This window comes from Mycobacterium sp. NPDC003449 (genome assembly GCF_053588415.1).
The window spans coordinates 1-10373 of record NZ_JBSFPX010000225.1 but is presented as its reverse complement, the minus strand read 5'-3'; the positions used below and the strand labels follow the sequence as shown (position 1 = coordinate 10373).

11 protein-coding genes and 1 pseudogene are annotated in these 10373 nt (G+C 67.3%); 2 read left to right on the top strand and 10 right to left on the bottom strand.

Features of this window, described 5'->3' with window-relative positions:
* Window positions 1–169, top strand: a pseudogene (locus tag ACWDTP_RS33960) (aldehyde dehydrogenase family protein); the annotation flags it as partial.
* Here ACWDTP_RS33960 and ACWDTP_RS33955 read toward each other — a convergent pair.
* From ACWDTP_RS33955 to ACWDTP_RS33910, 10 genes are read right to left on the bottom strand one after another with little or no spacing between them, the layout of a single operon-like run.
* The gene (locus ACWDTP_RS33955) at window positions 120–1403 is read right to left on the bottom strand and encodes an amidohydrolase family protein (protein WP_450027615.1); all 1284 of its coding nucleotides are present in this window, start codon (window positions 1401–1403) and stop codon (window positions 120–122) included. The pseudogene ACWDTP_RS33960 and the gene ACWDTP_RS33955 sit on opposite strands and share 50 nt — an antisense overlap.
* Window positions 1396–2472, bottom strand: a complete 1077-nt coding sequence (locus ACWDTP_RS33950) for an acetamidase/formamidase family protein (protein WP_450027614.1) — start codon at window positions 2470–2472, stop codon at window positions 1396–1398. The genes ACWDTP_RS33955 and ACWDTP_RS33950 overlap by 8 nt, the downstream gene beginning before the upstream one ends.
* Window positions 2472–2873: an allophanate hydrolase-related protein gene (locus ACWDTP_RS33945; RefSeq protein WP_450027613.1), complete on the bottom strand. Its 402-nt coding sequence runs from the start codon at window positions 2871–2873 to the stop codon at window positions 2472–2474. Before ACWDTP_RS33945 ends, ACWDTP_RS33950 begins: the two co-directional genes overlap by 1 nt.
* A 32-nt stretch (window positions 2874–2905) precedes the next feature.
* Entirely contained in the window at window positions 2906–3571 is a 666-nt protein-coding gene (locus tag ACWDTP_RS33940; protein WP_450027612.1) for a GntR family transcriptional regulator, read from the bottom strand.
* Complete coding sequence (locus ACWDTP_RS33935; protein WP_450027611.1) at window positions 3568–4446, bottom strand: hypothetical protein; 879 nt, start codon at window positions 4444–4446, stop codon at window positions 3568–3570. The genes ACWDTP_RS33940 and ACWDTP_RS33935 overlap by 4 nt, the downstream gene beginning before the upstream one ends.
* Window positions 4443–5804 (bottom strand): allantoinase AllB, encoded by a 1362-nt coding sequence (gene allB / locus ACWDTP_RS33930; protein WP_450027610.1) that lies wholly within the window; start codon window positions 5802–5804, stop codon window positions 4443–4445. Before allB ends, ACWDTP_RS33935 begins: the two co-directional genes overlap by 4 nt.
* Before the next feature lie 57 nt (window positions 5805–5861).
* Window positions 5862–6914: an ABC transporter substrate-binding protein gene (locus tag ACWDTP_RS33925; protein ID WP_450027609.1), complete on the bottom strand. Its 1053-nt coding sequence runs from the start codon at window positions 6912–6914 to the stop codon at window positions 5862–5864.
* Between the two features lie 29 nt (window positions 6915–6943).
* On the bottom strand, window positions 6944–7744 hold the full coding sequence (locus tag ACWDTP_RS33920) for an ABC transporter permease (RefSeq protein ID WP_450027608.1): 801 nt from the start codon (window positions 7742–7744) through the stop codon (window positions 6944–6946).
* The gene (locus ACWDTP_RS33915; protein WP_450027607.1) at window positions 7741–8499 is read right to left on the bottom strand and encodes an ABC transporter permease; all 759 of its coding nucleotides are present in this window, start codon (window positions 8497–8499) and stop codon (window positions 7741–7743) included. Before ACWDTP_RS33915 ends, ACWDTP_RS33920 begins: the two co-directional genes overlap by 4 nt.
* Window positions 8496–9299: an ABC transporter ATP-binding protein gene (locus tag ACWDTP_RS33910; protein ID WP_450027606.1), complete on the bottom strand. Its 804-nt coding sequence runs from the start codon at window positions 9297–9299 to the stop codon at window positions 8496–8498. The genes ACWDTP_RS33915 and ACWDTP_RS33910 overlap by 4 nt, the downstream gene beginning before the upstream one ends.
* Window positions 9300–9471: 172 nt before the next feature.
* Between ACWDTP_RS33910 and ACWDTP_RS33905 the strand changes: the two genes are divergently transcribed.
* Entirely contained in the window at window positions 9472–10281 is an 810-nt protein-coding gene (locus ACWDTP_RS33905) for an SDR family NAD(P)-dependent oxidoreductase (RefSeq protein WP_450027605.1), read from the top strand.
* Window positions 10282–10373 lie beyond the last annotated feature (92 nt).

The window sequence follows — 10373 nt, the reverse complement described above, 5'->3', positions numbered from 1 at the left end:
CATCGGCACCTCGGGCGCCGAGATCGGCGGGGCGTTCGGCGGCGAGAAGCACACCGGCGGTGGACGCGAATCGGGGTCGGACGCCTGGAAGGCGTACATGCGCCGGGCCACCAACACGGTCAACTACTCGTCGGAGTTGCCGCTGGCCCAGGGTGTGCACTTCGGGTAGAGGCCGCGCAGGACCGCGTGGTCCGGCTCGCCGACACGAGCCTGCCCCGGTGCAACACGATGCGGTCCTGCGGTGCTGCCGCCACCGCTTCTTGCAAGGTCGATGCCCGGATGGCGAGCAGATCGGCCGACCGCCCACCGTCCGTGCCGGCCGGGGACAGCCCCATGATGTCGCGCGCACCGTCGCTGACGGCGCGGTATGCCTCCTCGACCGTGAGATGACCGGCAGTGACCAGCAGCATCGCGGTCTCCAGCGCATCGCTGCGTCCCAGCGGGTTGTAGGGGTCGCGGACATTGTCGGCGCCACCCGCAACCCGCACGCCGGCATCCAGCAGCGCCCGGATAGCGGTCAAGCCGCGCGGGGTGGCCACCGGGTCGGCCCAGCCCTGCAAGTAGAGGTTGGTGATCGGCAGGCTCACGATCCCGATGTCGCTGCCCTTGACCGCACGGATCACCCGGCCGAGTACGTCGGATGGCACCGTTCCCAGGCTCACACAGTGCCCCGCAGTCACCGGCATCGACGCCGGCCAGTCCCGCACCGAATGGGCGAGCTCCTCCAGCGTCAGCATCTTGGGATTGAGCTGTTCGTCGGTGTGCAGATCCACACCGACGCTCCGGGACCGCGCAATCCCCAACAGTCGCTGCAGGTTTCCACTCGGTTCGGGAGTCTGGTGCGGGTGGCCGCCGACGAATTCGGCGCCGAGGTCGAGGGCGGCATGTATCGCCTCGTCACCGGCGAAGTACGGTGCCATGGCCACGATCTGGATGTCCATGCACGCGCGGAGTTCCTCACGCACCGCGACCAGCGCGCGAATGCCGCGCAACGGATCCTCCCCACGCAGCAGGTTGACGTGGGTCCGCACCGCCGTGGTTCCGTTGGAGAGCAGAAGCAGTGCCGCACGCCGCGCCCGCTCGGCGATTCCTTCGACCGTCAGAGTCGGCGTGTGGTTCTCCCAGGCGGCGATCGCCGCGTCGAGATCACCCATGGGCGGTCTGATCTCGTCGAAAGAGAGCGCCTTGTCGAGATGCGCGTGCGGCTCGGCGGGCGCGGCCAGCAGCAGATGACCGGTCAGGTCGAGCTCGTCGTCCGCCACCAGCCCACCCGCCGCGGGGACGACGGAGCGCACGCGCCCGCCAGCCAGGTGCACGTCGACGGCGCGACCGTCGGTCAGCGTGGCGTTGTGCAGGGTCGGGACCTCGCGCCCGTGTGCGGTCAACGATGGCGGCTCAGACACGGCTCTCCCGGTCGAAGTCACTCTTGCAGATCGAGCAGTGCACGCCCTTGACTATGTCGACCACCTGAGTCACCGAAAAGTCTCCTGCGGCACTCAGATACAAGTAGGCCTCGCTGGCCGTCATACCGGTGTGCGCGGCGAGGAAGTCCACCGAGAGTTCTGCGCACTGGCGCATGGCCTCGTCGAGGCTCTCATCCATGCCGAGGACGATCCAGTGCTCACCGGTGTCGACGAACGGCATCGGCGCCCTGGCCGGGGTCAGTGCCTTCACCACGGTCAGCCGGGCGGTGACCCGTAACGATCCTTCGAGCGCGGTCAGGGCGATCTCCCCGTTGCCCTGGGCGAAATGCGGGTCGCCGAGGTAGAACCCAGCTCCCGGCACCTGTACCGGAAGGTACAGGGAACTGCCGACCACCATGTCGCGGACATCCATGTTGCCGCCGAACGGGCCGGGTGGAATGGTGCTGCGCGGTCGGGGTTCGGCGGGTGTCACCCCGCACAGTCCCATGAAAGGCCGCAGGCCGATCGTTGCGCGGCCACCGCCGAACTCGAAGATCGCGTGCTGACCGGTCTCGTCGATCCGGCAGAACTTGCTGAACACCGCGGGAATGCTGCCGTCGACCTCGCGCGGCAGCCGATCCGGCAATGCCCCACGCCGGTGGCGGCTGGAGACGACGCCGTATGGGACTCGCGGTGTCAGCTCGAGGAACTCCACCCGCAACCAGTCGCCGGGCTGCGCGCCGCGCACGTGCACGGGCCCCAGCACGATGTGCGGCGCCTTGGGCGGTGTCGGCTTACGGAGGTCGGAGGCCGCCAGGTCGACGGCGTCGTCGAGCACATCGGCGCGCCCGACGCCGAACCCGCCGAAGTAGGCCACCGGGTCACGGCCCTGGTCCTCCATCAGACCTTCCTGCGACACCGTGTCGAAGGTGACCGTCCGGCCGCTGTCCACGGTGAGCACCGGCGCACTGCTCGGTGTGGGAAGCGTTCCCCAACTGATGGTCTCGGCCGTACACCACAGATAGTGGTCGGCCGTGCCAGGGTCGGCCCCGGCCTGCAGTATCCGCATCACCGGGACGAGGTCGGTTCGTCGAGATGTTGGCGCCAGCCGCCAGGCACGGTGATCTCCTGTGTCCGCTCCGCGCCATCGGGCAGGAACCGGCACACCATGCTCAGCGCGCCGCGGCCGTCTTCGAGTTCGATGACCGAGAGCTCGAGTTCGTCGGGTTCGCGAGGCAACAACTTATCGCGCAGCTCGGCGTAGCTCACCTCGTAGACCTCCCCCGGCACCGACCAGCCGCCGTCCGGCACCGGGGCGAGCCCGGGAAACACATTGTCGAATGAGAAGAACCGGTATGCCGGGGCGGTGCGTACCGGCCCGACGAAGCGGGCGCGGGCCAGGGCGTCGTTGAGCGGTCCACCGCTCATGGCCTGGCCGTTGACGAACATCAGGACGGTGTCGTTTGACATGGGAACTCCGAGCTCGATGGATGGATGGAAGGTCAGCTCAACGTCGTGTTGCCGTGCCCACGCAGCGCGTGTATCCGCATCGCGGTGGCGGCCCGCTCCGGGTCGCCACCGGCGAGATCGTCGAGCAGGGTGCGGTGCTGGGAGATCGGCTCATGCCCGGACTGCTGAACGTAGTCGTCGGTCGGGTACAGGAACGCCTGCCGCTCCAGGAATGACGAGGTGATCGGGCAGAACGCGGCCCGGTTGATCGCCATGTGGAACTCCAGGTGCGCCATCGCGTACTGCGAACTGCCCACGCCGTGCTCGCGCAACGCGACCTCCAGCGGCACCAGCCTGCCATACAGCGAATCCCAGTCCACCTGGCCACCTTTCGCGGTGATCAGCTTTGCGGCCACCTGGTCGAAGGCCACCCGCAGTTCGTGCAGCTCGGCACGAGCGGTGGCATCAACCTCGACCACGACCAGCTGACCGCGCCGCACCCGCTCCACGAGTCCCTCACTTGTCAAGCGCTGCAGAGCTTCTCGTATCGGTGTACGGCTGACACCGAGGTCTTCGGCGATCTCCTCCTCGGTCAGCCGGATACCGCCGCCATACTCACCCGTGGTGATCTGTTGCCGCAGATAGCGGTACACGCGTTCACGTACGCTCAGCGGCTCCCCTGCAGTGGCCGCGGTGGTGGCACTGTCCAGCAGACTCATACCGGCCCCGGTTTCGACAGCGCGGCCCGGCACGCGTTGGTGGTGCGTTGCATGAACGTCCCCGACATGACGTTCATACCCGCGCGCAGCGCCGACGTCTGCAACGTACTCACCCGGTTGTTGAGGTCGAAGAACTGATTGCCGGGTGCGGTCACCCGGGCGAAGTCGAACCCGAACGGATCCGCTTCGGACGCATCAGTCTCCCCCCAGGTCGTGGTGTTGACCACCAGGCCCGGCGGCACATCGCCGAGAGCCTCCGGGGTCACCGACTCGGCCCCGAACCGCCGGGCCCACACCGACAGGGCCTCGGCGTTGCGTGCCGAGCCGATCAACCGGGTATCGGGCCAGGCCCGGCGGCAGGCCAGCGCCACCGAGTTCGAGGAGCCGCCCGAACCGAGCACCAGAACCGATTCCGGGTTCCGTCCGCCCATCAAGGTCTCCATGGCCGCCTGGGCCGCCCAGCTGTTGGTGTTGACACCGACCGACCCGGCGGCCTCCCGGACGATGGTGTCGACTACACCCGTCCCCTCGGCCGACGGGGCCAGGGCAGGCACCCGCGCAGCCACATCCTGTTTCCACGGGCTGAGCACCAACGCCAGGGACCAGCCCGAATCACCCAGTAACTCCACCGGATCGGCGAAGTTTCTGGTGCCGGCGAGATCGATGCCCGCCGCGGCCAGCGCGTCGTGCAACAGCCTGCCCTTCAACGCATGTGCGGCGGTCGTCCCGATCCCCGCGATCACCGTCGGGCCAGGCGCCGCCGGTCCGGTCGACACCCGTGCGACCTCGTCGACGCAGCGATGAACGGCGGCGCGCATCGTGGCCGTGCCGTCGGATCCCAGCAGCCTCTCCGGTGCCGTCCAACGCGCTGTCATGCACTTTTCCGTACAGGTTTGACCTGACGACCGGCGGGGGCCCCGACGACGTCGCCTTTCTCGTAGACCAGTTGCCCGCGAAGATAGGTCGCGAGGACGCTTCCGATGAGCTCCCAGCCGTCGTAGGGCGTCACGTTGTGCTTGGAGTGCAGGGTGGCCTGGTCGAGGACCGTCCGCGCGTCCGGGTCGACTATGACGAAGTCGGCGTCGAAACCCGGTGCGATCCGGCCCTTCCCGGCCATCGACCAGCGCCGGGCCGGGCTGTAGGAGCACAACCTCACGATGTCCTCGACGGTCAGTCTGCCCTGTGTTGCGGCGGTCAGCAGCAGCGGGAGCATCGTCTCGACGCCGATGAATCCGCCGAACGCCTTCCACACATCGGTCTCGGCCTGCTCGGCGACGGTGTGCGGGGCGTGATCGGTGGCGATGACGTCGACCTCGCCACCGTCGACGCCGGCCCACAGGGCGGCGACGTCGGCCGCAGGCCTGATCGGCGGGTTGAGTTTGATCAGGTTGCCGTACGTGTCATAGGCGCTGTCGTCGAGGAGGAGATGCGAGACCAGGGTCTCGATGCTGACCCGATGACCCTGTGCCCGCAGATCGGTCACCCGCCGCAGCCCCGCCGCGGTGGACAGATGGTGGATGTGCAGCTTGGTCTTGGCCTCGGTGGCCATCGTGACGATCCGGGTGATGGCCTCGACCTCGACGAAGGCTGGGCGCCCCTCCAGGTGCGCGCGCGGGTCGCGCCGGCCCTGCGCCTGCAGCCGGTCGCCGAACATCCGCAGCAAATGGTCGTTTTCGGCGTGTACGCCGACGACCAGGTCGACGTCGGCGGCGGCCTCCAGGCCGCGGAAGATGGCGGCGTCGTCGGGACACCGGTTATCACCCGTCGTCTGCCCCATGAACAACTTGAACCCCATCGCGCCGAGTTCGGCCATCGCCGCGATCTCATCGGCGTTGTCGTGGTCGAGCATCCCGTAAAGCCCAAAATCCACGTAGGCCTTGTTCTTCACCAGGTCCAGCTTCTGCTGATAACGTTCCGCGGTGGCCACCGGCGGCTTGGTGTTGGGCATGTCGACCACGGTGGTCACGCCGCCTGCGGCCGCGGCCGACGTGCCGCTGGCGAAGTCCTCTTTCTCCGTCATTCCGGGCTCACGCAGGTGAACGTGGACGTCCACCAGTCCCGGAAGCACCAGCAACCCGGCCGCAGCCACGGTCGGAACCCCGTCGACGGCGAGGTGGTCACCGACCGCGAGGATACGGCCGTCCGCCACGGCGATGTCCTGGCGACGTCGACCGTCGTGGGAGACCACGGTTCCTCCGGTCACGACGAGGTCGGGGGTTCTCGGAGCGGTCATGTCATGACCTTTCTCTGGGTAGGGGTTGTGTTGCGGCGCGGCGGTTCGGGTTGCGGCCTAGGCCAACGACAGGTCGGGGTTCTCCTCGTAGACTTCGCGGATCGGGCCGAGCTCGAAGAGGTCCTCGACCGACAGATTCAACCCGCCCGCGGCGATGGCCTCGACATTGGCCGCCGCGATGTCATCGGAGATTGCCAGCAGTTGTTGTGCGGGTTGACCGTTGCGGATCAGCGCATTGCCGGCAAGGCAGCAGTCGTGAGTGGCCTTCGGGTCCAGCTGCAGGTCCCTGCCATACTCGTCAACCGTCAGATCGGTCGCCATCTGCGGGTCGTCGAGCACGTCATGCCAGCCACGGATCTCGGCGTGCAGAAACGCCTTGAGCTTGTCGCGGTTCTTGTCGATGTTGTCCTGGGTGGTGATGTAGGCCTGCCCGACCAGTGGAAATCCGACGTCGGCCAGCAGCATCGTGTTGATGTCGAAGCCCTTGTGCCGCAGGTCGACGACCTGGCTGTTGACGAACCCGAGGTAGCCGTCGATCTCACCGACCGTCATGCCGATCGGGTCGCCCTGGACCGGCACCGTGTTGATCCGCGAAGGGTCGAGCTTCAGCGCGGCGATGAAATTTCGCCACACCGGTTCGCTGGAGGAGGCACATCCGATTGTCTTGCCGTACAGTTCTTCCGGAGTTTTGATCGGCTTGTCCGCCATGGTCATGATGCAGCCCGCGTATCGACTGTATACGGCGCCAACGACCTTCAGCGGCGCCCCTTTGGCGACCGCCGATCCGACAATCGGGATCTGCGAGACCCCGGCGAAGGTGCGTGACAGCACGTCGGACTCGATCGGTGGCGCGGTCGGTCCGCCGGCGATCAGCTCGGCGCCGCTGAACCCCGCATCGCGGTAGTAGCCTCTCTTGTCGGCGACGTAGCTTCCTGCGAACTGGGTGTTCTTGATCCAGGCGAGCCGTTGGGACGCCAACCCGAAACCGTTGGCGGCACCGCCGGATTCTCCTGAAACACAGGCCGAGAGAACAACCGGGCCGGCCAGTGCCAGACCGCCCACCGTGATACTCCTGGTGAGAAACTGCCGGCGATCGAGATGTCTGCTCATTAATGTGTCCGTTCGGGTTGGAGGCATGGTCAGCGGGGGGCGCTCATGCGGGTGCGGACAGCGGCCTCGATGACGCTGACGGTCTGATAGGCGACGATGCAGGTGATGGTGAGCACGGCGACCGAAGACCACAACCGTGCGAACTCGAATTCATTGGCGTCGCGTAGCATCTGACCGCCGAGCCCGTTGCCGGTGGCCAGCCATTCGGCCAGCAGCGCTCCGACCACCGAGGTCGTCACAGCCACCCGGGCGGCCGCGAACCAGGTGGGGATGGCATGGGGCAACGCGACCTTCCGGAACGCCGACAACGCCGACCCTCCGTAGGCCAGGACGATCTCGATGTCGGTGCGGGGTGTGCTGCGTACGCCGTGCAACATTGTCAGGACAGCGGGTACCACGACGATCGCGGCTCCGATGACGGCGGTGCCGAGCAGCCCGCGGTCGAACACCAGCACGAGGATCGGGGCCACGGTGACCATCGGGATCGCGTGCATCGCGGTCACCGCGGGCATGAACATCGTCTCCACGGTCCTGGACAGGTAGAACAGAACCGAAACGGCGGCCGCCAGAGCCAATCCGAGAACATACCCGTAGGAGGCGTCGATGACGGTCCGCCCCAACAGCGCCGCGATACCCGCCCGGTGAGCGGCCGCGTCGACTTCGGCGAACAGATAACTCCAGACGTCCATCGGAGACTTCGCGACATAGGAGCTGACGTCGGCCAGGGTGATGAACAGCGTCCACACCACCAGGATCGCCAGCACCGCGCCGACCGAGGTCAACACCATGCGCAGGGCGCGCCGAGCCGCGGGCACCGCCGGCGACGTCATGCTCTTGCCCCAGAAGCCCCGGCCGCCCATGGCGTTGCGATTCGCTCCACGGTGTTCACGACGGTGAAGGCGAAACCGGCGACCAGGCTCGACACCAGTGTGATACCCCAGGTTCGGACGACGTCGCTGGAGGATTGGGCGACGACCAGGGCGGCGCCCAGGCCGCGCTCCTGCCCCATGAACTCTCCGATGATGGCACCGAGAATCGCGGCGGGAACCGCGACCTTCAGCGCCGTCAGGATGCTGGGGAGCGCGGAGAGCAGTTCGACCTTGCGCAACACCAGATACCTGCCGCCGCCGTAGGCCCGCACGAGGTCCTTGCTGAGTGGATCGGCATGGCGCAGCCCGTTGATTGCACCGACGAGGGTGGTGAAGAACACCGAGACGGTGGCCATGATCGCTGAGGTGACCATGCCGTCGAAGCAGGCCGCGAGGATCGGCGCGATCGCGATCAACGGGATGCATGCCGAGGCGATCCCGGCGTGCAGCACCAGTTTCTCCAATACCGGCACCGTGCTGACCAGTGCGGCGCACGCGATCGCGGCGAGATTGCCCCAGAAGTATCCGACCGAGGCCGAGGCCAGGGTGACCGGGATGTGGGTTCCGTAGAACGCCACACCGTCGGACATCACACCGGCCAGGATCTGGGACGGAGCCGCGATGCCCGGACCCAGAACTCCCGTCATGCCGACGATCTGCCATCCGGCCAGCACGATGAGCGAGCCGAGCAGGGCGAGCGATCTGTTGTGCCTCATCGGTCCACCGATACCCGCGCCTCGACGTCGCCCGCGCCGAACAAGATGGACGACAGCAGGTCCACGTATTCGTGAAACTCGCTCGTGCGCATCATCTCCGGAAGCCGCGGCCGAGGCAGATCGATCTGCACCGACTTCACCACCCGGCCCGGCCGCGCGCTCATCACCACCACGGTGTCGGAGAGGAACACTGCCTCGGCGATGCCGTGGGTCACCATCAAAGTGGTCGCGGGTCGTTCGGTCCAAATGCGGAGCAGCTCGGTGTTCAGCATCTGGCGGGTCATATCGTCGAGGGCGCCGAACGGTTCGTCGAGCAGCAGCACGCGTGGCCTGACCACCAGAGCCCGGGCGATCGAGACCCGCTGGCGCATGCCTCCGGACAGTTGGGCGGGGCGCGCGGACTCGAAACCGGTCAGCCCGACGAGGTCGATCAATTCCTGGATGAACTCGTCGGGAACCGACTGCTTCGATACCTCCAGCGGCAACCGGATATTGGACCACACCGATCGCCACGGCAGCAGCGCCGAGTCCTGGAACGCGATGCCCAGGTGGTGATGTCGGCGCATGTCCTGCGGGGTTTCCCCGTGGACCAGCACGGTGCCCGCGTTCTGCTTCTCCAGTCCGGCCAGGATCCGCAACACGGTGCTCTTGCCGCATCCTGACGGTCCCAGCAGGGTGACGAACTCACCTTGTCCGGAGTGGATATCGACCCCGTCGAGCGCGGTGACCTCGGAGCGACCAACCCGAAAATGCTTGGTCAGCCCGCCGATGTGGATCCCGGGTGCCGTAGGCGAGACCATGTGTTCTCCTCTGATCGGACGCTCATCGAGTTCGGATCCAAACTTGGATCCATAACCTAGGACCGATTTGTTTCCGTCCGATGAACCCCGGACACGGGCCGGTTACCAAATGCTTGGCCCTCTTGTCGCGTGTCCGCGCGCGCAGTTGCCCGAAGTTCGGTAGGCACAAGACATGGACATCAATCATCGTGTCGCCGTGGTGACCGGTGCGGGCTCGGGTATCGGGCGGGCGCTGGGCCAGGGCCTGGCGGCGGCAGGTGCCCGGGTGGTGGTCAGCGACCTCGACAAAACCCTCGCCGCCGAGACGGCCGAGCTGATCCGCGGTGCGGGCGGGCTGGCCGTCGCGGCCCGTGCCGATGCGGCCGCGACGGCCGACATCGAGCGGTTGGTGTCACGGGCCGAGGCCGAGTTCGGCCCGGTCGACATCTACGTCGCCAACGCCGGGATCATCGGGGCATCGGGCCTCGGCGTCGACCGGGACTGGGACCTCATCCTCGATGTCAACCTGCGCGCCCATGTCCGGGCCGCGGATGTGCTGATACCCCAGTGGGTTTCACGGGGCGGCGGATACTTCGTGTCGGTGTCCTCGGCGGCCGGGCTGCTGTCGCAGATCGGTGCGGCCGGCTATACGGTCACCAAACATGCCGCGGTCGGCTTCGCCGAATGGCTCGCCATCACCTACGGCGACGACGGGGTCGGGGTCAGTTGCGTGTGCCCGCTCGGGGTGGACACCCCGCTGCTGGATGCGGTGCGATCGGCCGCGGACCCGGAAACCCGGGCCAGCGCCACCTCGATCGTCCGGTCCGGGGACGTGATCGGTGCCGAGCAGGTGGCCGCCGCGACGATCGAGGCCGTCGGGGCGGACCGGTTCCTGGTGCTCCCCCACCCGCAGGTGCTCGACATGTACCGGCACAAGGGAGCCGATTACGACCGGTGGATCGCCGGTATGCGTCGCTACCGGCGATCCCTGCGTGACGGTTAGTTGGCCATGGCGTCGTCGACGCCCACGCCCGGTTTCGGGGCTTGGATCGGCTCGGCCACCCCGGCGACTTCCTCAAGGGACTTACCCTTGGT